The sequence below is a fragment of the Siccirubricoccus sp. G192 genome (genome assembly GCF_019084075.1).
In the GTDB taxonomy this organism is placed as follows: domain Bacteria; phylum Pseudomonadota; class Alphaproteobacteria; order Acetobacterales; family Acetobacteraceae; genus G192.
The window spans coordinates 1,654,422-1,676,927 of record NZ_JAHREN010000001.1; the positions used below are offsets into that span (position 1 = coordinate 1,654,422).

Genomic DNA, 22,506 nt, shown 5'->3' on the forward strand with positions numbered 1-22,506 from the left:
TCGACTTATTACAACATATTACGTCAAATGCGCGAGGGCGAGATAATCCTGGCTCTGCATTTCCAGGAGGCGGCTCGCGGTCCGCTCGAACATGGCGGCGTTCTCGCCCTGTTCATACAGCGCATCCGGCGGCGCCGCGGCCGAGGCCACCAGCTTGCAGCGATGCTCGTAGAGCGCATCCACCAGGGTGATGAAGCGCCGCGCCTTGTCGAAATTCTCCGGCCCGAGGCGCGGCACGCCGTCCAGCACCAGGGTGTGGAAATGCGTGGCCAGCGCCAGGTAGTCGGCTGGGCCGAGGGGCTGGCCGCAGAGCGCGTCGAATTCCGCCCGCGCCACGCCGCGCGCCGCCTCCGGCACCTCCACCCAGCGGCCCAGCACCGCCAGCCGTGCCGGCTTGCCCCTGATCTCCCCGGTCAATTCCAGGAAGGCGGCGTCGAGCGCCCGCTCCGCCCGCCCATCCGCCGGGCAGTGCCAGGTGGGCAGGCCGCGGATGCGGTCCCGCCGGTAGTCGCGCGCGGCCTCCAGGTGCAGCACGTTCAGCCGCTTCTGGATCAGCGCGATGAAGGGCAGGAAGGCGTCGCGGCCGGGCTTGCCCTTGAACAGGTCGCCGGGGGCGGTGTTGCTGGTCGCCACCACCACCACGCCGCGGGCAAACAGCGCCTCGAAGAGCCGGCCGAGGATCATGGCATCGGTGATGTCATGCACCTGGAATTCGTCGAAGCAGAGCAGCGCCGCCTCGGCGGCGATGGAATCGGCCAGTGGCGGGATCGGGTCGGCCTCTCCGGGATTGGCCTGCTTCCAGGCATGGATGCGCTGGTGGCATTGCTGCATGAACTGGTGGAAATGGATCCGGCGCTTCCGCGGCACATCGGCGCAGGCGAAGAACAGGTCCATCAGCATGGATTTGCCGCGCCCAACCTCGCCCACGAGGTAGAGGCCCTGCGGCGTCCCCTCCGGCGCCTCATCGACCGGCTTGCGGCGGAAGAAGCGGGCCAGGAAGCCGCCCTGCTCCGGCGCCTCGGGCGAGGGGTCGTAGCCGCGCAGCCGGCGCCAGAGGTCCTGCAGCGTCTCCGCCGCCAGTTCCTGCGCCGGATCGGGCCGGAGCGTGCCGGCGGCGACCCGGGCGCGATAGGCGGGCAGCGGGCCCTGGGCGGCGCGGCCGGCTTCGGGAAGGGTGTCGAGCGGTGCGTGCATGTCCGGGGGGCGGGATAGCCCTTCGCCTCGCCGCGGTAAACCGGCAGCGGTACGGGTTACCGGGACCTGAACCGCGGAGGAGGCAGACGTCACGCCGGCACCGGCCGCGGCGGCCTATCATGTGCAAGGCCAGATCTCCTGTCATGGGAGCCGCCGATGTCCGGTGCCAGCCTGCCGCGCGCCGAAGCCCCGCCCATCCCGGGCCTGGCGGAAGCTGCCGGGCCGCTCGACCTCACCCCCTTCCTGGCCGCGCCGGTGCGGCACGACCCCTATCCCTGGATCGCCGCCTCCGGCTGCATCAGGCCGGAGACGCTGCCGGCGCTCCGGCGGGATTTTCCGCGCCTGATGCGCCCCGGCTACCACCCGGTGGAGACCTTCACGCCGCAGGGCGAATTCGCCGCGCTGCTGGCGCAGATCGAGGCCGGCGCGCTGGACCGGGCGATGCGGGAGAAATTCGGCCTGGACTTCACCGCCCTGCCGCGGCTGGTCACGGTGCGCTTCACCTCGGCCGCGCATGAGGGACGGCCGCATACCGACAGCGCCAGCAAGGTGGCCACGCTGCTGCTCTACCTGCATCAGGACTGGACCTCGCCGGAGGGCCATATCCGCGTGCTGCGGCGGGAGTCCCTGGACGAGCCCCTGGCGGAGATCAGCCCGGCGGAGGGGAATGTCTTCGCCTTCCTGCGGTCCGGCCATTCCTGGCACGGCCACACGCCCTTCACCGGCGAGCGGCGGGTGGTGCAGGTCGCCTGGCTGCGGGACGCGAGGGATGTGGAACGCAAGCGGAGCCGCGGCCGCCTGGCCTGGTGGCTGAAGGGGCTGTTCCATCGCTAGGGTCCGAGGCTGCCGCCCCGGCTATTGCTGCGCCATGTAATGCGCCAGCGCCGCGATCTCGGCATCGGTCACGCCATACATCACGGCATTCATGTTGGTGTCGCTGCCATGGCGCCTGCCGTCCCGGTATTGCGCCATGGCCCCCGCCAGGTATTCCTCGCGCTGCCCCGCCAGGCGCGGGATCTGCATCCGGCCGCGGTAGTCCGGCAGGTGGCAGATGCCGCAGCGCAGCCGCTCCGCCAGCAGCGCGCCGTCGTGGAACCGCCCGGCATCGCGCGGGCCGCGATCCTCGGCGGGGCCGGAGGGCAGGGCGGCGTAATGGGCGGCGAGATCCTCGATCTGCTGGTCGCTCAGCCCCTGGGCCAGGTCGGGCATCGGCGGCGCATCGCGCAGCACCTCGCGGAACAGGATCATCTGCAGGGTGATGAAATCGGCGGGCTGGCCGGCCAGGCTCGGGATATTGGGCTGGCCCGAGACGCCCTGCGGCCCATGGCAGCCGCCGCAGGAGTGTTCCTCGGCCAGCGCCCGGCCGCGTGCCGCATCGCCGGCGGCCCGGGCCGGGCCGAAGGGGAAGGCGGCGGCCAGCAGGGCCGCCGCCAACAGCAGGAACCCCGGCCTCAATCCCAGCCTCACTGGCCGTGGGTGATCCGGTAGATGGCGCCGTTCTGCTCGTCCGAGACCAGCAGCGAGCCGTCACGCCGCACCAGCACATCCACCGGGCGGCCGAGGAAGCGGTTGTTCGCCTCGTCGCGGAGCCCGGTCAGGAAGGGCTCGATGCCGGTGACATTGCCCTGCGCGTCCAGCTTCGCCACCACCACGTCATAGCCGGAGAGCTGCTCACGGTTCCAGGAGCCGCGGCGGGCAATGAAGATCTGGTTGCGATAGGCCTCCGGGAAGGCGGTGCCGGTATAGAAGCGCATCCCCAGCGAGGCGGTATGCGGCCCCAGCAGGGCGGCCGGCGCGACGAATTCGGAGCAGGGGCGGCCCGGCTGCATGAAGGGGTCCTGCCAATTGGCGGCGCAATAGGGAAAGCCGTGGTCCTCGCCGGGGCGGCGGATGCGGAGCAGCGTGTCCTCCGGCGTGTCGTTGCCGGCCCAGTCGCGGCCATTGTTGGTGGCCCAGAGCTCGCGTGTCTGCGGGTGCCAGTCGAAGCCCATGCTGTTGCGGACGCCCTTGGCCTCGATCCTTTGGCCGGAGCCGTCCGGGTTGAAGGAGAGGATCAGGGCGAAGCGGTCACGGTCGAACTCGCAGACATTGCAGGGCACGCCCCGGTTCATGTAGAGCCGCCCGTCCGGCCCGAAGGCCAGGAACTTCCAGCCATGGTGCTCCTCGGGCGACAGGGCGAAGGCCTGGGTCAGGTCCGCCGGCTCGCCGGGGGCGTCGAGCTTGCCCTCGATGCCGTCGTAGCGCAGCACCCGGTTGATCGCGACGACATAGAGGTTGCCATCCCGCACCGCGACGCCGTTCGGCTGGTTCAGCCGCTGCGCGATGGTCCGCACCTGGCGCTGGCCGCCCTGGTCGGTGACGGCATAGACCCGGCCGATGGTGCGGGTGCCGACGAAGACGGTGCCGTTCGGCCCCTCCGCCATCATGCGGGCGCCGGGCGCGCCGGATGCCCAGAGCTCCACCTTGAAGCCCTGCGGCACCCGCAGCGCGGCGACCGGCACCTGGTCCGGCGCCGTCACCGTCATCCGCGGCGCATGCGGGGCGAGGGGGGAGGCGGCCATGCCATCCGGGCGGCCTTGCGCCCAACTGGGCGCCGGTGGCGTGGCCGCTTGCTGGGCCATGGCAGGCAGCGCCAGGACCGCCGTGAGCCCGAGAGCCAGGCATGTGCGCATCATGGAAATTCCCTCCCGCAGGCGCCATTCGGCGGCGCCCTTGCAGAGGATAGGGTATGGGGGCGCCCGCTCCCGCTGCAAGGCCGCCGGAACTACAAGGCCGGGAACGGCTCCGGCGACCTGCCGTCTCACATAAAGATATCCTTATGAATGGCCCATCCCCCTGGCCAGCCGGGCTGCCCCGTGCTAGGGCCGCCGCCACGCATCTGCAGGAACCGACAGACATGGCCGCTACCGCCGACCACAAGGTGAAGGATCTCTCTTTGGCCGATTGGGGCCGCAAGGAGATCGCCATGGCCGAGGACGAGATGCCCGGCCTGATGGCGGTGCGCCGCGAATACGGGCCGAGCCAGCCGCTGAAGGGCGCCCGCATCGCCGGCTGCCTGCACATGACCATCCAGACCGCGGTGCTGATCGAGACGCTGAAGGCGCTCGGCGCCGATGTCCGCTGGAGCAGCTGCAACATCTTCTCGACCCAGGACCATGCCGCGGCCGCCATCGCCGCCACCGGCACGCCGGTCTTTGCCGTGAAGGGCGAGACGCTGCCGGAATATTGGGACTACGTGCAGCGGACCCTGGAATGGAGCGACGGTGGCGAGCCGAACATGATCCTGGACGATGGCGGCGACATGACGCTGCTGGTCCATTACGGACTGCGCGCCGAGCAGGGCGACACCGGCTTCCTCGACAAGCCGACCAATGAGGAGGAGGAGGTCTTCTTCGCCCTCATCAAGGATTGCCTGAAGACGAAGAAGGGCTGGTTCGCGCGCCTCGCCGCCAGCATCAAGGGCGTGTCGGAGGAGACGACGACGGGCGTGCACCGCCTGTATCAGATGGCGAGGGAGGGTAAGCTCCTATTCCCCGCCATCAACGTCAATGACAGCGTCACCAAGAGCAAATTCGACAACCTCTATGGCTGCCGCGAATCCCTGGTGGACGGCATCCGCCGCGGCACCGACGTGATGATGGCGGGCAAGATCGCCATGGTCGCGGGCTTCGGCGATGTCGGCAAGGGCAGCGCCGCCAGCCTGCGCAACGCCGGTTGCCGCGTGATGGTGAGCGAGGTCGACCCGATCTGCGCGCTCCAGGCCGCGATGGAGGGCTATGAGGTGGTGACCATGGAGGATGCCGCGCCGCGCGCCGACATCTTCGTCACCGCGACCGGCAATGTGGACGTGATCACCATGGACCACATGCGGGCCATGAAGCACCGCGCCATCGTCTGCAACATCGGCCATTTCGACAGCGAGATCCAGGTGGCCGCGCTGAAGAACCACAAGTGGCACAACGTGAAGCCGCAGGTGGACGAGGTGGAATTCCCCGATGGCAAGCGGATCATCCTGCTCTCCGAGGGCCGCCTGGTGAATCTCGGCAATGCCACGGGCCACCCGAGCTTCGTGATGTCCGCCAGCTTCACCAACCAGACCCTGGCGCAGATCGAACTCTGGGCGAATCCCGGCAAGTACGAGAAGAAGGTCTATGTGCTGCCGAAGCACCTGGACGAGAAGGTGGCGGCGCTGCACCTGGAGAAGGTGGGCGCCAGGCTGACCAAGCTGACCGCGCAGCAGTCCAGCTATATCGGCGTGGACCAGCAGGGGCCGTTCAAGGCCGAGCAGTACCGGTACTGAGCCTCCTTTCGCACCGCGGCGGCTGGGCTGCCGCCGCGGTGTGGCCTGCCTCCCTATCCACGATGCCGGCCCGCCCTTCCCTTCGGCGGGCCGCCCCAGTCTTCACCCCGCTATTGGGGGTTCTGCCCGGTCCGCCCACGCCAGATCCAGCTGGGCGGGTCGCTGGCAGGGAAGGATTGCTCGGATGCCATGTCCACCGCATCCGCCGCCGGGGCGCCCCCGGCCTGCCCTTCCAGGATCATGCGCGCCCGCCGCAGCACCTCCGCGATCAGCGCCGAATGCATCTCGGACAGATGCTGCTCGACCGCATCCTCGGCAACGGTGGCGCAGGTGCAGAAAGCCTTCAGGACGGCGCTCGCCGCGAGGTCTTCCAGCTCGGCGGAAGGCGTCTCGGACCGCCAGCGCAGCGCGAGCCTTGCCGCCGAATCGAGCTTCTCGTTGCTGATGGGGTCGTCATATTCATGTGTCACGCGAACGGCTCCCTGATCCGGTCCCGGCTGCCGGAGCCGGGCTCCGGCCGGATTCGCTGAACGGCAGCCGTCCATGCGCTCCGCCACGGCCTTGCAGATCGGGGCGGTGGCACGCACCGGCAAGGCCCGTAGCCACGCAGTCCCGGCCCGCCCCCGGGCGAAGCCGGGTCAGCCCGGCCCAGCGGGCCGCGTGGCTGCGATGGCCGCCAGCAGCGCGGCCAGCAGCGCTCCCGTGGCGGGAAACATCAGCGCGGCATGGCCGAATTGCACCTCAAGCACCCCACCGAGGCCCGCGCCGGCGGTCAGCGCCGTCCAGGCCGCAAGCTGCGGCACCCAGGCCCAGCGTGGACCACGGCCCGCCAGCGCCGCCACCAGCGCCTGGCCGGTGCGGGTCAGCGTGCCGGTGACGAAGGTGATGCCCCCCACCCCCGGCAGGGCCGTGTTCAGCATGCCCATCGCCGGCACCATGGCGAAGGCGGCCGGTGGCAGTTCCGAAGGCCCCCCCCGCCCGGCAGCAGCAGCGCCGCATGCAGCAGCACCGCCACCATGCCGAGGACCGCGGCGCTGTGCCATCGCCCCGCCAGCAGGCCGAGCGTGGCGCCCGCCACCGCCCCCGCCGCGAAAAGCCCCACCACCGCGGCCAGCTCCTCCGCCCGCCCCGTCTGATGCCCGGCCAGGGCGAGGCCGAGCAGGGTGCTGGTGCCGCTCATGAAGCTGACGAAGAGCTCGTGCAGGCGGAGCCAGCCGATGCCGTCGACGCAGCCGGCCAGGACCACCAGCGGCACCGCCACCCATTGGGCCCCGGCTCCGCCCCCGCCCTCGCCGCGCCCGGTGCCCGCCTGCTCTGCCATCCACTTCCCCCATCCCGGGCTTCCCTCGTTGCGCTGCCTGGATTAGATGCGCGTCTCCTTCGGGGAGACACCGCCATGAACCGTCGTGCCCTGCTGGGCGCCGCGGCCGCCGCCACGCCGGCCGCCCTCGCCACGCCCGCCCTCGCGCAATCGAACCCGGAGGTGCGGTGGCGCATCTCCTCGGCCTTTCCGCGCAACCTCGATGTGTTGTTCGGCACCGGCGAGAATATCGCGAAGCGGGTCGCGGCGCTGACCGACAACCGCTTCCAGATCCGCTTCTTCCCGGCCGGCGAGATCGTCCCCGGCTTCCAGGTGCTGGATGCCGTGCAGGGCGGCACGCTGGAGGGTGGGCATACTCCGGTCTATTACTACACCGGCAAGGATCCCTCCTTCGCCTTCTTCACTGCCATGCCCTTCGGGCTGAATGCCCGGCAGAACCTGGCCTGGATGCAGTATGGCGGCGGCAACGAACTGGCGGCGGAGCTGTTCCGGGACTACAACATCGTGGGCTTCCCGGCCGGCGATACCGGCGCCCAGATGGGCGGCTGGTTCCGCAACGAGATCAAAAGCCTGGACGACCTCAAGGGCCTGAAATTCCGCATCGCCGGCCTGGCCGGCGAGGTCTTCCAGCGCCTCGGCGCCGTGCCGACCCAGATCGCCGCTGCCGATATCTACCCGTCGCTGGAGCGCGGCACGCTGGATGCGGTGGAATTCGTCGGCCCGCATGACGACGAGAAGCTCGGCTTCGTCCGCGTCGCCCGCAATTACTATGCGCCGGGCTTCTGGGAGGCCGGGGCGCATCTGCACCTCATCCTCGGCCAGCGCGCCTTCGAGGCGCTGCCCGCCGCCTACAAGGCCGCCCTCGAAGTGGCCTGCGGCGAGGCGAACAGCGATATGCTGGCCCGCTACGACCACCTGAACCCGCAGGCGCTGCGCCGCCTGGTGGCGGCCGGCGCGCAGCTCCGCTTCTGGCCGCGCGACATCATGCAGGCCGCCTGGCGCGAGGCGCATGGCCTCTACGACGAGATGTCCAGCCGCAACGAGCGCTTCAAGAAGATCTGGACCGCCTACCGCGCCTATCGCGACGAGGAATACCAGTGGTTCCGCGTTGCCGAGAGCAGCTTCGACAATTTCGCCTTCCCGGCGGCCGCCCAGGCACGCTGACGGTGGCCGGATGGCGGGGAGGGCGTTATAGCCGGCCCCGCCATACCGGAGTTGCCCCCCTCCATGGACCTTGCCGCCTTGCTCTCCGCGCTTCTCATGGGTGTGGTGGAGGGCCTGACCGAATTCCTGCCGATCTCCTCCACCGGCCACCTGATCCTGCTGGGGGAGCTGATCGGCTTCCGCGGCCCGCCGGGCAAGGCCTTCGAGATCTCCATCCAGCTCGGCGCCATCCTCGCCGTGGTCTGGATCTACCGGCACCTGCTGCTGGACCTGGCGCGCGGCCTGTGGCGCCCGGGGCGGGAGCGCTTCTATGTCAGCAACCTGGCGCTGGCCTTCCTGCCCGCCATGGTGCTCGGCGCCACCCTGCACAAGCCGATCACCGAGCTGCTGTTCAACCCCTGGGTCGTCTGCATCGCGCTGATCCTGGGCGGCGTGGCGATCATCGCGATCGAGCGGCTGCGGCCCGCCCCCACCATCCATTCGGTGCCGGAGATCGGCCCGCTGACGGCGCTGCTGGTCGGCTTCGGCCAAGCCCTGGCGATGATCCCCGGCACCTCACGCTCCGGCGCCACCATCATCACCGCGCTGCTGCTCGGCGTGGACCGGCGGGTGGCGGCGGAATTCAGCTTCGTCCTGGCCATCCCGACCATGCTGGCGGCCACCGCCTACAGCCTGTTCAAGGCGCGGGCGGAGCTGGAATGGGCGGGGCTCGGGCAGATCGCGCTGGGTTTCGCGGCCGCCTTCCTGGTGGCGCTGCTCACGGTGCGGGCGGTGCTGGCGGTGATCGGCCGCATCGGCTTCACCCCCTTCGGCTGGTATCGGATCGGGCTCGGCGTGCTGATGCTGGCCTGGCTGACGCTGCATTAGGCCGCCGCCACGCTCCCCGGATCGCAATTGCCGCCGCAGACCAGCACGCCGACCCGCGCCCCCCGGCGGCGGCGCCCAGACGCCCGAGAGCAGCGCCGCCAGCGCCGTTGCGCCGCCGGGCTCGGCCACCAGCCGGGCGGCCTCCCACAGCAGGCGCTGGGCGGCGCGGATGGCCGCATCCGGCACCAGCACCGCCGCCGCCACATGCCGGCGCGCCACCTGGAACATCAGCGCCCCCACCTGCCGCGCGCCGAGGCTGTCCGCCGCCAGCCCGCCGACCGGCGCCGGCACCGGCCTGCCCTCGCGCAGCGCGGTGGCAAGCGCCGGGCAACCTTCCGGCTCCACGCTGACCACCTGCGTCCCGCCGCCGGCATGCCAGGCGGCGATGCCGCCGATCAGCCCGCCGCCGCCCGTTGCCACCAGCAGATGCGTGAGGTCCGGCGCATCGGCCGCGAATCCCAGGGCCACCGTGCCCTGGCCCGCCAGCACCTCGGGCTGGTCATAGGCATGCACCAGGGCGGCGCCGGTCTCGGCGGCGCGGGCCTCGCTGGCCTGGCGGGCCTCGTCATAGGCGGCGCCGCCCACCACCAGCCGGGCGCCATAGGCCTCGATCCGCGCCCGCTTCGCCGCCCCGGTGATCTCCGGCACGAAGATCTCCGCTGGCACCCGGAGCGCCCGTGCCGCATAGGCCACCGCGGCACCATGGTTGCCGCCCGAGGCGGCGATGACCCCCGCCGCCGGCAAGGGCACCGCGAGCATGCGGTTGAAGGCGCCGCGCGGCTTGAAGCTGCCGGCGGCCTGGAGAAGTTCCAGCTTCAAAACAACGTCATGGCCGAGGCCGAGATCGGCGCCGGCCAGCCGCAGCAGCGGCGTCCGCCGGACATGCGGCGCGATGCGGGCCGCGGCGGCGCTGATGTCGGCGCGGGTGACGGGCAGGGGCTCGGGTTCATGCATGGCCGGCCCGAGGTCGCACGCGGCGCCGGGCGGTGCAACCGCCGGTCTCTTGGAAGGCCGCGGGGATTCTGCCATGGTTCGCCGCCTTTGCGGTTGCAGCCGGAATGTTGATCCATGCCAGCTCTGCCGCCCGCGGGGCGGATGCCGTGCTGTTCCTGGGTCCGCCCGGAGCGGGTAAGTCCGATCTCGTGCTGCGGCTGATGCAGCAGGGCTGGCGGCTGGTGGCGGATGACCAAGTCCGGCTACAGGCCGAGGAAGGGTCGCTTCGCGCCGAGGCGCCGGCGGCCCTGCTCGGCCTGCTGGAGGTCCGCGGCCTTGGCATCTTCGCCGGCCTGCCGGTGGCAGCGCCGGTGCCCACCCTTCGCCTTGTCGTCCATCTGGAGGATCGCGCCGCCGTGCCTCGCCTGCCGCAACCCGCGACCTGGTCCTGTGCCGGCATCGCCCTTCCGGCGGTGGTGCTGCATGCCTTCGATGCCGCCACCCCGGCCAAGCTCGGCCTCGCCCTCGATGCGGTGACTGGCCGGGCCAGCCAGCGCGCCGGGGCCTTCGCGCCATGACGCCGCCGCCCCGACCTGGCCCCGCCCGACAGCCGCCCCGGCCCATGGTGCTGGTCACCGGCCTCTCCGGCGCCGGCAAGGCCTCGATCCTGCGGGTGCTGGAGGATCTCGGCTTCGAGACCGTGGACAACCCGCCGCTCGGCGTGCTGGAGGAGCTGGTGGGCGACGGTACACTGCCGCTCGCCGCCGGCATCGATACCCGGACCCGCGGCTTCGACCCGGAACAGGCGCTCGCCACCCTGGCCCGGCTGCGGCGCCGCCCCGAGATCGCCGTCTCGCTGGTCTATGCCTCGGCCGAGGAGCCGGTGCTGCTGCGCCGCTTCACCGAGACCCGCCGGCGCCACCCGCTGGCCCCCGGCGGCTCGCTCGGCAACCGCGTGGCCGATGGCATCCGGCGGGAGCGGGCGCTGCTGGAGCCGCTGGCGGTGGCGGCGGACCTGCTGATCGACACCTCCGACCTGCCGCTGCCGGCGCTGCGCCGCATGATCGAGGGGCATTTCCGGCCGGAAGGGGCGCCCGGCCTCTCCATCCTGGTGCAGAGCTTCGCCTTCCCGCGCGGCCTGCCGCGCGAGGCGGACCTGGTCTTCGACGTGCGCTTCCTGCGCAACCCGCATTACGACCCGGTGCTGAAGCCCCTGACCGGGCAGGACCCGGCGGTGGCCGCCCATGTGGAGGCGGACCCCGGATTCGCGGGGTTCTGGACCCGGTTGACCGGCTTCCTCGATCCGCTCTTGCCCCGCTACGTGGCAGAGGGCAAGAAGTACCTCACGGTCGCGTTAGGGTGCACGGGGGGACGGCACAGATCGGTCCTTGTGGCGGAGCGTCTGGCGAACCATCTTCGGCAACTGGGCTGGCGTGCGGATGTGACCCATCGGGAACTCGGCTCCGAACGTGACCTGCCGTCGGACCCTGGCGGTCCGGATGCCGAGGGCCGCAGCCAGGGCCCCGGCACCTGTCCTGCAGCCGCCCAGCCTGTCACCACCCATACTGGCAAGCCTGAGGGTCTGGAGGCCCTGTCGCGCATCCCATGATCGGACTCGTTCTTGTGACCCACGGCCGGCTGGCTGAGGAGCTTCGCCTCGCCATGGAACATGTCGTGGGTCCGCAACGCGCGGTTGCGACCGTCTGCATCGGCCCCGATGACGACATGGAGGGCCGCCGGCAGGAGATCCGCGAAAGCATCGCCGCGGTCGACCAGGGCGACGGCGTCGTGGTGCTGACCGACATCCTGGGGGGGCACGCCCTGCAACCTGGCGGTCTCGCTGGCCGACCGGAAGACGGTCGACGTCATCGCCGGGGTGAACCTGCCGCTGCTGGTCAAGATGGCGAAGATCCGCTCCTCCGAGCCGCTGGCCGAGGCGGTGGACCATGCCGCCGCGGCCGGGCGCAAATACATTGCCGCCGCCAGCGACATTCCGAACGGTGCCGCAAGGCCGAATGGCGGCGACCGGACGGCCGGCGGCACGGCGGCCGGCGACGGGATACGCAACGACACTGCGGCCAATGAGGAGCCGGGGGGGCAACGCGAAATGAGCATTCCAGGAAGCAGCGCCATGGGGACCGCCGGCAACGGTTGCGGCTGTGATCCCTCCGGCATGGTGCTGCGGCAAACCATCAGGATCAGGAACTCGCGCGGCCTGCATGCCCGCGCCGCGGCCAAGCTGGTGACGCTGGCGGAGCGCTATTCCGCCTGCCTCAGCGTCTCCCGCGACGGCCAGACGGTGCCGGCCTGCTCCATCATGGGGCTGATGATGCTGGGCGCTGGGCCGGGCAGCGAGATCGTCATCGAGGCCGAGGGCTGGGACGCCAAGGAAGCGCTTGATGCGGTCGCCGGCCTGGTCGAGGCCGGCTTCCATGAAGACTGAGAAGCTCGAAGCCAAGGGCGCCGAACGGAGCGCCGACCGGGCCGCCGCCGCCGAGGCCACCCGCCGCGTCCCCGTTCGCAGCAAGGTGCGGGAACAGGTGATCCGCGGCATTCCGGTGGCCCCCGGCATCGCCATCGGCCCGGTCTACGACACCACCGAAATCCCGGCCGAGGCGCCGCGCCGGACCGTGCCGCCCGAGCAGGCGGAGGCCGAGAAGGGGCGCCTGGCCGATTCCGTCGCGCTGTCCCGCAAGCAACTCGGCAAGCTGAAGACCCGGCTCCTGGTCCTGCCCGAGGAGGCGCAGGAGGAGCTGGCGCCGCTGCTCGATGCCTATGTGCTGATGCTGGGCAATTCCCGGCTGCTGCGCGGCGCCCGCAAGCGGATCGAGGGCGAGCTGCTCTCCGCCGAGACCGCCGTGCTGGATGAGGCGGAGGCGATCGCCGCCGCCATCCTGGCCGCCAAGGACGACGACAAGGCCGGGCTCTACCGCCGCGCCCAGGAAGTGCGGGAGATCGCCCGCCGCCTCACGCGGAACCTCACCGCCACCCCCTTCCGCAGCCTGAAGGGCGTGCCGGAGGGGGCGATCCTGGTGGCCGAGGAACTCACCCCCGCCGATGCCGCCCTGCTCGACCCCGCCCGCATCGCCGGCGTGGCGACCGACGAGGGCGGCGCCGATGGCCATACCGCCATCATGCTCCGCGCGCTCGGCATTCCCTCCGTGCTCGGCGCCAGCGGCCTCTCCGAAAGCGTGGCGCGGGGCGACCAGGCGGTGCTGGATGGCAGCGCCGGCACCATCGTGCTGCGCCCCGGCCCGGCGGCGCTGGAACGCGGGCGGGAGGCGCTGGCTGCCTTCGCGCGCGAGCGCACGAAATTGGGCAAGCTCCGCCGCCTGCCCGCCGTCACCACGGATGGCGAGCCGGTGGAGCTGATGGCCAATCTGGAAATTCCCGCCGAATTGCCGCTCATCGCCCAGGCCGGCGCCCAGGGCATCGGCCTGCTGCGCACCGAATTCCTGTTCATGAACCGCGAGGACCTGCCGGACGAGGAGGCGCAGCTCGCCGCCTATGGCGAGGTGGTGGAGGCGATGGGCGAGGATCCCGTCACCATCCGCGTGCTCGACTGGGGCGGCGAGAAGGACATGGAGGCCCATGCTTCCGGCATCGCCCCCACCCATGGCGGGCCGAACCCGGCGCTGGGGCTGCGCGGCCTGCGCCTGCTGCTGAAGCGGCCGGAACTGCTGGAGGCGCAATTCGCCGCCATCCTGCGGGTCGCCGAGCGCGGCAATGTCCGCATCCTGCTGCCGCTGGTCACCAACCCCTCCGAGGTGAAGCAGGCGCGGGAGATCTATGAGAGGGTCGCGCGGCGGCTGCGCCGGCGGGGCGAGAGGCTGCCCGAGGCGCTGCCCGATCTCGGCGTCATGATCGAGACGCCGGGCGCCGCGCTGGCGGCGGATGCCATCGCGCTGGAGGCGGATTTCTTCGCCATCGGCACCAATGACCTGGCCATGTATACCCTGGCGGTGGACCGGGCCGAGGCTGAGGTCAGTCATCTGTATGATCCACTTCACCCGGCGGTGCTGCGGCTGATGCAATTCGCGACCGAAGCCGCGCTCAGGCTGCGCATGCCGGTCAGCGTCTGCGGCGAGATGGCGGGCAACCCGCGGCTGGTGCCGCTGCTGCTGGGCCTCGGCATCCGCAGCCTCAGCATGAATGCCAGCGCCATCCCGCGGGTGAAGCAGGCGGTGCGGGCGCTCGATATCGCCGATTGCGCGCGCTTCGCCCGACGGGTGATGGAGCAGTCGGACCCGGCGAGGATCCATGGATTGGTGATGGGCTTCGCCGAAGGGGTGAGCGAGCGGGCCTGACGCCCGGGGTTCCGGCCGGCGGCGGTCAGGCCCTGGCGCCCGCCAGCACGCGGGCGAGCGGCGCGCGGATGTCGCAGACCAGGCCCGAGCGAACCCAGCCGATCTCCAGCGAGCCGCCGAGCTGGTTCCTGACCGTGCGCTCCAGCATCCGGGTGCCGAAGCCGCGCCGCGCCGGCGGCCCGGCCAGGGGTGGCCCGCCGCTCTCGGCCCAGCGCAGCCACAGCGCCGTGCCTGCCGGATCGAAGCCCCAGGTGACGGAAACCCGGCCGCCCCCGGCGGAAAGCGCACCGTGCCGCGCCGCATTGGTGGCCAGCTCGTGCAGCGCCATCGACAGGGGCTGTGCCGCATGCGGCGCCAGTGCCACGGGCGGGCCGTCCAGCCGCGCCCGCGGCTCGCCCGCGGCGGTGACGTAAGGCGCCAGCTCGCCGGCGGCCACGGCGCGCAGGTCGGCGCCCACCCAGCCGCTTTCGGTCAGCAGCGTCTGCGCCCGCGCCAGCGCCGCGATCCGCCCCTCCACCGCGGCCACGAAGGAGGGCAGGTCGCCGGCCTGGGTCAGCCGCAGCGCCGCCTGCACCACCGCGAGCATGTTCTTGGCCCGGTGGTCCACCTCGCGGGCCAGCAGGGCTTGGCGCTGCTCCGCCTCCTTGCGGTCCGTCACATCCATCACGATGCCGGCGATGCGGCCCGGCGGCCCGCCGGCCGGGCCCGGCTCGGCCTCGCCGCGGGTCTGCAGCCAGCGGGTGCGGCCATCCGGGTGGATGACGCGGTATTCGTGCCGGAAGCCGCCGCCCCCGGTCGCCAGCCGGGCCCGTTCCGCGGTCAGGAAGGCGCGGTCCTCGGGATGCACCGCCGCGAGCATCGCGGTGAAGTCGATCCGGCCCTCGGCCGGCAGGCCATAGAGCGCGCGCAGCGCGGCGCCGGCCTCATTCGCGCCGGCAGCACCCAATTCGAAGGCCACCACCCCCGCCGCCTCCTGCGCCCGGCGCAGCCGCGATTCGGCCTGCCAGGCGAGGCTGGCCTGCGCCGCGGCTTCCCGTGCCAGGCGCGACTGCGCCCGCAATCCCAGCTCATCCATGGCCAGGTCGGCGAGGGCGGCCAGCCAGCGGCATTGCGCCTTCGAAAGCCCGGCCGGGCGCGGCCCCCGCGATGCCACGCTGATCGTGCCGATCTTCAGCCCCCCCGGCGCCACCAGCGGCGCCCCGGCATAGAAGCGCAGATGGGGGGGCTGGGTGACGAGGGGGCTCGCGGCGAAACGCGGGTCGGCCGCCGCATCCGGCACGACCATCACCGCCCCGGCGGGGCCGCGGATGGTATGGTCGCAGAAGGCCCAGTCGCGCTGTGTCTCGCGCAGTTCCAACCCGATCCGCGCCTTGAACCATTGCCTGGTGCCGTCGATCAGCGACACCAAGCCAATGGGGGCTTGCAGGAGATCCCGGGCCAGCGCCGCCAGGCGGTCGAAGGCCGGCTCCGTGGGCGTGTCGAGCACCTGGTAGCGCTGCAACGCCGCGAGCCGGGCGGCCTCCGCCGCATCGGCATGGCCGGGGTCGGACGGGGGGGAATCCGGCGAGGGAGAGTCTGGCGCGTCGCACATGCAGCGGGTCCACTCCCTATCTTGCAGGCGCGCCATGCGGGTTGGGTCGCGCGGGTTTCCTGCTGTCGCCAGCCCGCGCGAGAGCTTGCCAGAAGCACCACCATGGCGGGAGCCCCCTTGCGGGCCGCGGGAGGTGCTGGATTGCCCGGCCAAGCAATTCACGCCCCGGGTGTTCCCACCCAGGCCCATCGCGGGCTGTTTTGCTGAGCCGGCGATTCACGTCCTGGGTGTTCCCACCCAGGCCGATCGCGGGCTGTTTTGCTGAGCCGGCGATTCACGTCCTGGGTGTTTCCACCCGGGGCGATCGCAGGCTATCCTGCGGCCCAGATGCCACAGGCCCCGGCCGGACGTGTGCGCCGCCGCGTGGCTCCCCCGCCCGCGGCCCCGGCGCCGCGCGCCGCCTCTCCCGCCACCCCCCGCCCGCTCCCCGCCCGGCCGCCACGCCGCGGCGGCTGGCGGCGGCTGGTCCGCTGGCTGGTGGCGCTGTCGGTCTGGGGTGGCATCGCGCTGGCGCTCGGCCTGCTGTTCTTCACCTGGGACATGCCGCGGCCCGAGGCGGCGCTGGCGGCCACGCGGCGGCCCTCGGTGACGCTGCTCGCCGCCGATGGCACCATGCTGGCCAACCAGGGCGACCTCTATGGCGAGATGGTGCGGCTGCGTGACCTGCCGCCTTATCTCCCCGCCGCCCTGCTGGCGGTGGAGGACCGCCGCTTCCACCGGCATTTCGGCCTGGACCCGATAGGCATCGCCCGTGCCGCCTGGGCGAACTGGCGGGCCGGGGAGGTGGTGCAGGGCGGCTCCACCCTGACCCAGCAATTGGCCAAGAACCTGTTCCTGACGCCGGAGCGCAATGCCCGCCGCAAGGTGCAGGAGGCGCTGCTGGCGCTGTGGCTGGAGCACCGCTTCAGCAAGGCGCAGTTGCTGGAGATCTACCTCAACCGGGTCTATCTCGGCGCCGGCGCCTTCGGGGTGGATGCGGCCGCCCGGCTGTTCTTCGGCGTGCCGGCGCGGCGCGTGACGCTCGGCCAGGCGGCGATGCTGGCCGGGCTGCCCAAGGCGCCGTCGCGCCTCAATCCCCGCGCCTCGCCGGACCTCGCCATGTCCCGCGCGGCGGAGGTGCTGGAAGCGATGGCCGAGGCCGGGGCGCTGACGCGCGAGCAGGCGCAGGCGGAGGCCGCGCGGATGCGCACGCCGAGCCCGCCCTCCCGCCAGGCCGGCTGGTTCGCCGACTGGGCGCTGGAGGGTCTGGCCGCGAGCTTTCCCGGCAATGCCGACCTGGTGCTGCGCGCCACCCTCGACCGCCGGCTGCAAGCGGCGGTGGAGGCGCGGCTGGAGGCGCTGCTGGCCGGGCCGGGGGCGCGGGCCGGCGTCAGCCAGGGCGCCGTGGTGGTGCTGGAGGCGGCCTCCGGCGCGGTGCGCGCCATGGCCGGCGGGCGGGACTACCGCGGCAGCCAGTTCAACCGCGCCACCAGCGCCCGCCGCCAGCCGGGTTCCGCCTTCAAGCCCATCGTCTTCCTGGCGGCGCTGGAGCACGGGCTCAGGCCGGATGACACGGTGGCGGACGGGCCGCTCAGCCTCGGCGGCTGGTCCCCCGGCAATGGCACCTGGCGGGCGCGGGGCGAGATCACCCTGGAGGAGGCGCTGGCGCAGAGCGTGAACACCGCCGCCGTGCGGGTGCTGCTGCGCGGCGGGGGGGGCGCGGGCGGCGGCCGAGATGGCGCGGCGGCTCGGCATCGAGGGGCGATTCCCGAACGACGCCTCCCTGGCGCTCGGCACCGGGGAGGTGACGCTGCTCGACCTCGCCGCCGCCTATGCCGCCATCGCCAATGGCGGCTTGAGGGTGGAGCCCTTCGGCATCGCCGCCGCCCAGGCGGGGGGGCCGCAACCTGCCGCCGGTCCGCATCGTCATGCCGCCGCGGGTGGTGGCGGCCGGGCATGCGGCGGCGCTGCGCCGGATGCTGGAGGCGGTGGTCTCCCACGGCACCGGCCGCGCCGCCGCGGTGCCGGGCCGTGCCGTGGCCGGCAAGACCGGCACCACCCAGGATTTCCGGGACGCCTGGTTTGTTGGAATGCTGGGCCCGCTGGTCATCGGCATCTGGCTCGGCAATGACGATGCCCGGCCGATGGACGATGTCCGCGGCGGCACCCTGCCGGCCCGGCTGTTCCGCGAGATCGCCGAGGCGGTGCCGTAGGCCGGCGCGGCCCCAGGGCAGAAATCTCATCCCGTCCCTGGTGCCAAGACCGCACGCAGGCGTTACATGACGAGGACGGGACCGGGCAGGACGAACCACGCATGACGGCGGAGGAAGCAGCAATGCGGCGGCAGGCCGCGCGCCTGGCAACCCTGGCCAGGCTCGCCCGGCCGGTGCAGCACGAGATCAACAACCTGCTGACCGTGATCTTCGCCAATCTCGAGATGCTGAAGCGCACTGCCGCCGAGGGGGCGCCGCAGCGGCAGCTCGACCGGATCCAGGCGGCGGCGAAGCGGTTCGAAGCCTCCACCCGCTCGCTGCTCGACCTGGCCCGCCGGCCAGTTGCCGGGGCGACTGAGGTGAAGCTGGCGAAGGCCCTTGCCTCGCTGCAGCCGCTGCTGACCGTGCTGCTGCCGGCGCCTGGCGCGCTCACGGTCGAGGTTCCGGCGGATGTCTGGTCGGTGCGGCTCGACCACATCGCGCTGGATGAGGCGCTGATCGCCCTGGTGCGGGAGGCCGCGGAGGTGTTGCCGCGCGGCGGCAGCCTGTCCCTGGCGGTGGCGAACCGGCCAGGCGCCGGCAGCGGGCCGGACCTGGTGGAACTCGCCCTCGGCTGGCCGGCCGGGCTCGACCTGCCGGCACTGGCCGGGCTGCGCGCCATGGCCGCGGCCGCCGGCGGCGTGGCGACGGAGGAGGCCGCGGCGCTGCGCCTTGCCCTGCCACGGATGGAGGCAACCGCAACCTAGCGATGCAAGTCCAACGGAAAGGACCGTTGGACTTGCGCCGCTAGCCTTGGTTTGGTGGGCCGATTCGCCTGACGCCTGGGTACCAGGCGTCAGGATCGAACCACCGGGGCCGGGCATCCGCGGCCGGGGCGCCGGGAGGGGGCCGCAGTCTCGGATTGATCCGGGGCTCGCCCTGGCGCAGCATTTGCCGGACAAGAATCACGGGGACACCGCCCCCTTCCGGGGCGGGACGATAACGGGAGACGCTACTGATGCAGCCCTTCGGGCTTTTGTTCGCGCGTGCCTTGGGTGTGGCGACACTGGGTCTGGCCCTGGCCCTCCCGTTGGCCCTGCCGGTTGCGGCGCAGGCGCAGCAGGCGCCGGCCTCCGGCACCTCCGAGGCGATCCGCAGCCGCGGCACGCTGATCTGCGGCGTGACGACCGGCCTGGCCGGCTTCGCCCAGCCGGACAGCCAGGGGGTCTGGCGCGGCTTCGATGTGGAATATTGCCGCGCCGTCGCCGCCGCCATCTTCGGCGATGCCAGCAAGGTGCGCTACGTGCCGACCACGGCGCAGAGCCGCTTCACCGCCCTGCAATCGGGCGAGGTGGACCTGCTGGCCCGCAACACCACCTGGACGCTCTCGCGCGACACCAGCCTCGGCTTCGACTTCGCGGCGACCAATTTCTACGACGGCCAGGGCTTCATGGTGAAGACCAGCCTCGGCCTGAAAAGCGCGAAGGAACTGGACGGCGCCACCATCTGCGTGCAGCCCGGCACCACCACCGAGCAGAACCTCACCGACTGGGCGCGGTCCAACCGCGTTCGCTTCACCCCGGTGGTGATCGAGCGGCTGGAGGAGGTGGTGGGCGCCTATATCGCCGGCCGCTGCGACGCCTATACCACCGACATCTCCGGCCTGGCCTCGACCCGCTCGGCGCAGCCGCGCCCGGCCGAGCACACCATCCTGCCGGATGTCATCAGCAAGGAGCCGCTGGCCCCGCTGGTGCGGCAGGGCGATGCGCGCTTCGCCGATGTGGTGCGCTGGGTGCACTTCCTGCTGCTCTCCGCCGAGGAATTCGGCATCACCCAGGCCAATGTGGGACAGATGGCCAATGACCCGCGGCCGGAAGTGCAGCGCATGCTCGGCCGCAACGGCGAGCTCGGGCAGATGCTCGGCCTCGACAATGCCTGGGCGGTGAATGTGCTGAAAGCCACCGGCAACTATGGCGAGATCTTTCAGCGCCACCTTGCGCCCCTCGGCATCCAGCGCGGGCAGAATGCGCTCTGGAACGCGGGCGGGCTGCAATACTCGCCGCCCTTCCGCTGATCCGGAGGCGGGGCCGGGCCTGCCTGGCCCCGCATTTGCTTCCATTGCTTCGCCTTGGCTGCTGACCGCCCGCCGGGCAGAGGACGAGAGACCCACCGCATGTCCGAGGCCACCATCGACCCCCGTTCGCTCCGGGCCCCGCCGCGGCGGCCATTGCGCCTGTCCTGGTCGGATGAACGGGTGCGCGGCATCTTCTGGCAGATCCTGGTGGTCGGCATCGTCGGCAGCATCGTCTGGTGGCTCTGGAGCAATACGGTCCACAACCTCGAGGTCCGGCGGATCGCCACCGGCTTCGGCTTCCTGAACCGCGAGGCCGGGCTGCCGATCGCCGAGAGCGTGATCGACTACAGCCCGGCCGATACCTATCTGCGGGCGCTGGTGGTCGGGCTGCTGAACACGCTGAAGGTGTCGGTGGTCGGCATCATCCTGGCGACCATCCTCGGCACCCTGATGGGCATCGCCCGGCTGTCGCGGAACTGGCTGCTCTCCAAGCTGGCCGGGATCTATATCGAGGCGATCCGCGACCTGCCGCTGCTGCTGCAATTGCTGCTCTGGTACGCGATCCTGCAGGGCCTGCCCGGGCCGCGCCAGGCGCTGAACCCGGCGCCGGGCGTCTTCCTTTCCAATCGCGGGCTGAAGCTGCCCTGGATCGAATGGCAGGCGGCGCATGGCTGGGCGCTGCTGGCGCTGATCCTCGGCATCATCGGCACCCTGGCCTGGCGGCGGGTGGCGATCGCCCGGCGCATGCAGGATGGCCAGCCGCGCCGGGTCTGGCCGGTGGCGCTCGGGCTGATCGTGGCGCTGCCGCTGGCGGTCTGGTACGCGCTCGGCGCGCCCTGGGTGGTGGACTGGCCGGCGCTGCGCGGCTTCAACTTCCGGGGCGGCGCTAACATGAGCCCGGAATATTTCGCGCTGCTGCTGGGCCTGGTGCTCTATACCGCGGGCTTCATCGCCGAGATCGTCCGTGCCGGCATCCTGGCGGTGCCGCATGGCCAGTGGGAGGCGGCGCAGGCGCTGGGCCTCAGGCCGAAGATGGTGCTGAAGCTGATCGTCCTGCCGCAGGCCCTGCGCGTCATCATCCCGCCGATGACCAGCCAGTACCTCAACATCACCAAGAATTCCTCGCTGGCGGTGGCGATCGGCTACCAGGACATCGTCTCGATCGCCAATACCACCCTGAACCAGACCGGCCAGGCGATCGAGGGCATCGCCATCATCATGCTGGTCTACCTGACGATCAGCCTGTCCATCAGCCTGTTCATGAACTGGTACAATGCGCGCATCGCGCTGGTGGAGAGGTGACGGCGATGCGTGCATTGCCATTATCCGGCTTCGCTGGCCCGAGGGCCAGCTACGTGGCGCGGATCGCGCTGGTGGAGCGCTGACCGATGAGTGACCTCACCCTGACCACCGCCGCCGCCCATAGCCCGGAAGCGGTGTCGCGCTCGGCGCCGCTCAGCCAGGTGGGGCTGGCCGGCTGGCTGCGGGCCAACCTGTTCTCCTCCTGGCTCTCCAGCGCGGTGACGCTGGTGCTGCTCTATCTCGTGATCCGCTGGGTGGCGGGCTTCGTCGAATGGGGTATCGTCAACGCCATCTGGTGGGTGCCGGAGAACCAGACCCAGGCCTGCCGCGACCTCAAGGGCACCGGCGCCTGCTGGGCGGTGATCGCCGAGAAGCACCGCTTCATCCTGTTCGGCACCTATCCCTACGATGAGCATTGGCGGCCGGCGCTCTGCGTGCTGCTCTTCGTCGGCCTCTATGTCGTCTCCGCCATGCGCCGCTTCTGGCGCAAGGAACTGGCGCTGATCTGGGTGGCGGTGCTGGCCCTGATCGGCGTGCTGATGTGGGGCGGCGTCCTCGGCCTGCCCTATGTCCCGCAGGAGCGCTGGGGCGGGCTGCCGATCACGCTGATCCTGGCGACCTTCGGCCTGGCCTTCGCCTTCCCGCTGGCGATTCTGGTGGCGCTCGGGCGGCGGTCCAGGTTGCCGGCGATCAAGGCGCTTTGCGTGCTCTATGTCGAGCTCATCCGCGGCGTGCCGCTGATCAGCCTGCTCTTCATGGCGAGCGTGATGTTCCCGCTGTTCCTCCCCGAGGGGATGAACATCGACAAGCTGCTGCGCGCCCAGATCGCCATCATCCTCTTCGCCGGCGCCTATCTGGCGGAGGTGGTGCGCGGCGGGTTGCAGGCGCTGGACAAGGGCCAGTACGAGGCGGCCGAGGCGCTCGGCCTGAGCTACTGGCAGAAGACCGGCTTCATCATCCTGCCGCAGGCGCTGCGCCTGGTGATCCCGCCGCTGGTGAACACCTTCATCGGCTTCTTCAAGGACACCTCGCTGGTGCTGATCATCGGCATCTTCGACCTGCTGACCGCCGGCAAGACCGCGATCATCGAGCCGGCCTGGCAGGGTTTCGGCGTCGAGGTCTATGTCACGGTCGGCGCCATCTACTTCGTCTTCTGCTTCGCCATGTCGAAATACAGCCAGTCGCTGGAGGCGGAGCTGAACCGCCACCGCCGGCGATAGGGCATTCGCCGCGAGCCAGGGCTCGCGGCGAATGCCCTTGCTTGTTTGCAGAGCAGATTCAC

The 22,506-nt window shown here is 71.5% G+C and carries 20 protein-coding genes and 3 pseudogenes; 15 read left to right on the top strand and 8 right to left on the bottom strand.

Annotated features, from left to right (window positions below; genetic code table 11):
* Nucleotides 1-18: 18 nt before the first annotated feature.
* On the bottom strand, nucleotides 19-1,194 hold the full coding sequence (zapE, locus tag KSF81_RS07860; RefSeq protein WP_217378506.1) for a cell division protein ZapE: 1,176 nt from the start codon (nucleotides 1,192-1,194) through the stop codon (nucleotides 19-21).
* A 156-nt stretch (nucleotides 1,195-1,350) separates the two neighbouring features.
* On the opposite strand from zapE, the gene KSF81_RS07865 reads away from it, so the two are divergent.
* Nucleotides 1,351-2,028, top strand: coding sequence for a 2OG-Fe(II) oxygenase (locus KSF81_RS07865; RefSeq protein WP_217378507.1), 678 nt, complete (start codon nucleotides 1,351-1,353; stop codon nucleotides 2,026-2,028).
* A gap of 21 nt (nucleotides 2,029-2,049) precedes the next feature.
* Here KSF81_RS07865 and KSF81_RS07870 read toward each other — a convergent pair whose 3' ends face one another.
* Complete coding sequence (locus KSF81_RS07870) at nucleotides 2,050-2,649, bottom strand: c-type cytochrome (RefSeq protein WP_217378508.1); 600 nt, start codon at nucleotides 2,647-2,649, stop codon at nucleotides 2,050-2,052.
* An 8-nt stretch (nucleotides 2,650-2,657) separates the two neighbouring features.
* A complete protein-coding gene (locus tag KSF81_RS07875; protein WP_217378509.1) occupies nucleotides 2,658-3,869 on the bottom strand; it encodes a sorbosone dehydrogenase family protein in 1,212 nt (403 codons plus the stop codon).
* 221 nt (nucleotides 3,870-4,090) lie between these two features.
* Between KSF81_RS07875 and ahcY the strand changes: the two genes are divergently transcribed.
* The gene (gene ahcY, locus KSF81_RS07880) at nucleotides 4,091-5,494 is read left to right on the top strand and encodes an adenosylhomocysteinase (protein WP_217378510.1); all 1,404 of its coding nucleotides are present in this window, start codon (nucleotides 4,091-4,093) and stop codon (nucleotides 5,492-5,494) included.
* Between the two features lie 110 nt (nucleotides 5,495-5,604).
* On the opposite strand, the gene KSF81_RS07885 is transcribed toward ahcY, so the two are convergent.
* The 3 genes from KSF81_RS07885 to KSF81_RS07895 all read right to left on the bottom strand — a co-directional run bounded on the left by KSF81_RS07885 (nucleotide 5,605) and on the right by KSF81_RS07895 (nucleotide 6,815).
* Nucleotides 5,605-5,964 carry a hypothetical protein gene (locus KSF81_RS07885; RefSeq protein WP_217378511.1) on the bottom strand — a complete coding sequence of 120 codons (360 nt, stop codon included), beginning with the start codon at nucleotides 5,962-5,964 and terminating at the stop codon, nucleotides 5,605-5,607.
* Between the two features lie 168 nt (nucleotides 5,965-6,132).
* Entirely contained in the window at nucleotides 6,133-6,414 is a 282-nt protein-coding gene (locus KSF81_RS07890; protein WP_217378512.1) for a DUF1275 family protein, read from the bottom strand.
* The gene (locus tag KSF81_RS07895) at nucleotides 6,408-6,815 is read right to left on the bottom strand and encodes a DUF1275 family protein (RefSeq protein ID WP_217378513.1); all 408 of its coding nucleotides are present in this window, start codon (nucleotides 6,813-6,815) and stop codon (nucleotides 6,408-6,410) included. The genes KSF81_RS07890 and KSF81_RS07895 overlap by 7 nt, the downstream gene beginning before the upstream one ends.
* Before the next feature lie 75 nt (nucleotides 6,816-6,890).
* Between KSF81_RS07895 and KSF81_RS07900 the strand changes: the two genes are divergently transcribed.
* Both KSF81_RS07900 and KSF81_RS07905 read left to right on the top strand, forming a co-directional pair.
* A complete protein-coding gene (locus tag KSF81_RS07900; RefSeq protein ID WP_217378514.1) occupies nucleotides 6,891-7,979 on the top strand; it encodes a TRAP transporter substrate-binding protein in 1,089 nt (362 codons plus the stop codon).
* Between the two features lie 63 nt (nucleotides 7,980-8,042).
* Nucleotides 8,043-8,846, top strand: a complete 804-nt coding sequence (locus KSF81_RS07905) for an undecaprenyl-diphosphate phosphatase (RefSeq protein WP_217378515.1) — start codon at nucleotides 8,043-8,045, stop codon at nucleotides 8,844-8,846.
* A gap of 120 nt (nucleotides 8,847-8,966) precedes the next feature.
* On the opposite strand, the pseudogene KSF81_RS07910 reads toward KSF81_RS07905, so the two are convergent.
* Nucleotides 8,967-9,875: pseudogene (locus KSF81_RS07910) on the bottom strand (serine/threonine dehydratase); the annotation flags it as partial.
* Nucleotides 9,876-9,904: 29 nt separating this feature from the next.
* On the opposite strand from KSF81_RS07910, the gene KSF81_RS07915 reads away from it, so the two are divergent.
* From KSF81_RS07915 to ptsP, 5 genes and pseudogenes are all read left to right on the top strand, one after another.
* Complete coding sequence (locus KSF81_RS07915; RefSeq protein WP_217378516.1) at nucleotides 9,905-10,357, top strand: HPr kinase/phosphorylase; 453 nt, start codon at nucleotides 9,905-9,907, stop codon at nucleotides 10,355-10,357.
* Nucleotides 10,358-10,401: 44 nt separating this feature from the next.
* Nucleotides 10,402-11,388 carry an RNase adapter RapZ gene (gene rapZ / locus KSF81_RS07920; RefSeq protein WP_254453414.1) on the top strand — a complete coding sequence of 329 codons (987 nt, stop codon included), beginning with the start codon at nucleotides 10,402-10,404 and terminating at the stop codon, nucleotides 11,386-11,388.
* A pseudogene (locus KSF81_RS07925) lies at nucleotides 11,385-11,778 on the top strand (PTS sugar transporter subunit IIA); the annotation flags it as partial. The gene rapZ and the pseudogene KSF81_RS07925, both read left to right, overlap by 4 nt.
* A gap of 132 nt (nucleotides 11,779-11,910) precedes the next feature.
* Nucleotides 11,911-12,222: an HPr family phosphocarrier protein gene (locus tag KSF81_RS07930; RefSeq protein WP_217381608.1), complete on the top strand. Its 312-nt coding sequence runs from the start codon at nucleotides 11,911-11,913 to the stop codon at nucleotides 12,220-12,222.
* Nucleotides 12,212-14,086 carry a phosphoenolpyruvate--protein phosphotransferase gene (gene ptsP / locus KSF81_RS07935; RefSeq protein ID WP_217378518.1) on the top strand — a complete coding sequence of 625 codons (1,875 nt, stop codon included), beginning with the start codon at nucleotides 12,212-12,214 and terminating at the stop codon, nucleotides 14,084-14,086. Before KSF81_RS07930 ends, ptsP begins: the two co-directional genes overlap by 11 nt.
* A gap of 25 nt (nucleotides 14,087-14,111) precedes the next feature.
* Here ptsP and KSF81_RS07940 read toward each other — a convergent pair whose 3' ends face one another.
* A complete protein-coding gene (locus KSF81_RS07940) occupies nucleotides 14,112-15,677 on the bottom strand; it encodes a sensor histidine kinase (protein ID WP_217378519.1) in 1,566 nt (521 codons plus the stop codon).
* Nucleotides 15,678-16,322: 645 nt separating this feature from the next.
* On the opposite strand from KSF81_RS07940, the pseudogene KSF81_RS29280 reads away from it, so the two are divergent.
* The 6 genes and pseudogenes from KSF81_RS29280 to KSF81_RS07965 form a co-directional block, all read left to right on the top strand.
* A pseudogene (locus KSF81_RS29280) lies at nucleotides 16,323-17,294 on the top strand (transglycosylase domain-containing protein); the annotation flags it as partial.
* A gap of 338 nt (nucleotides 17,295-17,632) precedes the next feature.
* Nucleotides 17,633-17,869 (top strand): penicillin-binding transpeptidase domain-containing protein, encoded by a 237-nt coding sequence (locus KSF81_RS29285; protein ID WP_254453934.1) that lies wholly within the window; start codon nucleotides 17,633-17,635, stop codon nucleotides 17,867-17,869.
* Between the two features lie 122 nt (nucleotides 17,870-17,991).
* On the top strand, nucleotides 17,992-18,615 hold the full coding sequence (locus KSF81_RS07950; RefSeq protein WP_217378520.1) for a histidine kinase dimerization/phospho-acceptor domain-containing protein: 624 nt from the start codon (nucleotides 17,992-17,994) through the stop codon (nucleotides 18,613-18,615).
* A gap of 251 nt (nucleotides 18,616-18,866) precedes the next feature.
* On the top strand, nucleotides 18,867-19,922 hold the full coding sequence (locus KSF81_RS07955) for an amino acid ABC transporter substrate-binding protein (RefSeq protein ID WP_217378521.1): 1,056 nt from the start codon (nucleotides 18,867-18,869) through the stop codon (nucleotides 19,920-19,922).
* Between the two features lie 99 nt (nucleotides 19,923-20,021).
* Nucleotides 20,022-21,224 carry an amino acid ABC transporter permease gene (locus tag KSF81_RS07960; protein WP_217378522.1) on the top strand — a complete coding sequence of 401 codons (1,203 nt, stop codon included), beginning with the start codon at nucleotides 20,022-20,024 and terminating at the stop codon, nucleotides 21,222-21,224.
* 86 nt (nucleotides 21,225-21,310) lie between these two features.
* Nucleotides 21,311-22,444: an amino acid ABC transporter permease gene (locus tag KSF81_RS07965; protein WP_217378523.1), complete on the top strand. Its 1,134-nt coding sequence runs from the start codon at nucleotides 21,311-21,313 to the stop codon at nucleotides 22,442-22,444.
* Nucleotides 22,445-22,506: the final 62 nt, after the last annotated feature.

Coding starts and splice junctions, on each gene's coding strand:
- KSF81_RS07960 (WP_217378522.1), top strand. CDS start 20,022: ATGTCCGAGGCCACCATCGACCCCCGTTCGCTCCGGGCCCCGCCGCGG.
- KSF81_RS07915 (WP_217378516.1), top strand. CDS start 9,905: ATGTTGATCCATGCCAGCTCTGCCGCCCGCGGGGCGGATGCCGTGCTG.
- KSF81_RS07950 (WP_217378520.1), top strand. CDS start 17,992: ATGCGGCGGCAGGCCGCGCGCCTGGCAACCCTGGCCAGGCTCGCCCGG.
- zapE (WP_217378506.1), bottom strand. CDS start 1,194: ATGCACGCACCGCTCGACACCCTTCCCGAAGCCGGCCGCGCCGCCCAG.
- KSF81_RS07905 (WP_217378515.1), top strand. CDS start 8,043: ATGGACCTTGCCGCCTTGCTCTCCGCGCTTCTCATGGGTGTGGTGGAG.
- ahcY (WP_217378510.1), top strand. CDS start 4,091: ATGGCCGCTACCGCCGACCACAAGGTGAAGGATCTCTCTTTGGCCGAT.
- KSF81_RS07900 (WP_217378514.1), top strand. CDS start 6,891: ATGAACCGTCGTGCCCTGCTGGGCGCCGCGGCCGCCGCCACGCCGGCC.
- KSF81_RS07865 (WP_217378507.1), top strand. CDS start 1,351: ATGTCCGGTGCCAGCCTGCCGCGCGCCGAAGCCCCGCCCATCCCGGGC.
- KSF81_RS07930 (WP_217381608.1), top strand. CDS start 11,911: ATGGGGACCGCCGGCAACGGTTGCGGCTGTGATCCCTCCGGCATGGTG.
- KSF81_RS07875 (WP_217378509.1), bottom strand. CDS start 3,869: ATGATGCGCACATGCCTGGCTCTCGGGCTCACGGCGGTCCTGGCGCTG.
- KSF81_RS07890 (WP_217378512.1), bottom strand. CDS start 6,414: ATGCTGAACACGGCCCTGCCGGGGGTGGGGGGCATCACCTTCGTCACC.
- KSF81_RS07895 (WP_217378513.1), bottom strand. CDS start 6,815: ATGGCAGAGCAGGCGGGCACCGGGCGCGGCGAGGGCGGGGGCGGAGCC.
- KSF81_RS07965 (WP_217378523.1), top strand. CDS start 21,311: ATGAGTGACCTCACCCTGACCACCGCCGCCGCCCATAGCCCGGAAGCG.
- ptsP (WP_217378518.1), top strand. CDS start 12,212: ATGAAGACTGAGAAGCTCGAAGCCAAGGGCGCCGAACGGAGCGCCGAC.
- KSF81_RS29285 (WP_254453934.1), top strand. CDS start 17,633: ATGCTGGAGGCGGTGGTCTCCCACGGCACCGGCCGCGCCGCCGCGGTG.
- rapZ (WP_254453414.1), top strand. CDS start 10,402: ATGGTGCTGGTCACCGGCCTCTCCGGCGCCGGCAAGGCCTCGATCCTG.
- KSF81_RS07955 (WP_217378521.1), top strand. CDS start 18,867: ATGCAGCCCTTCGGGCTTTTGTTCGCGCGTGCCTTGGGTGTGGCGACA.
- KSF81_RS07940 (WP_217378519.1), bottom strand. CDS start 15,677: ATGTGCGACGCGCCAGACTCTCCCTCGCCGGATTCCCCCCCGTCCGAC.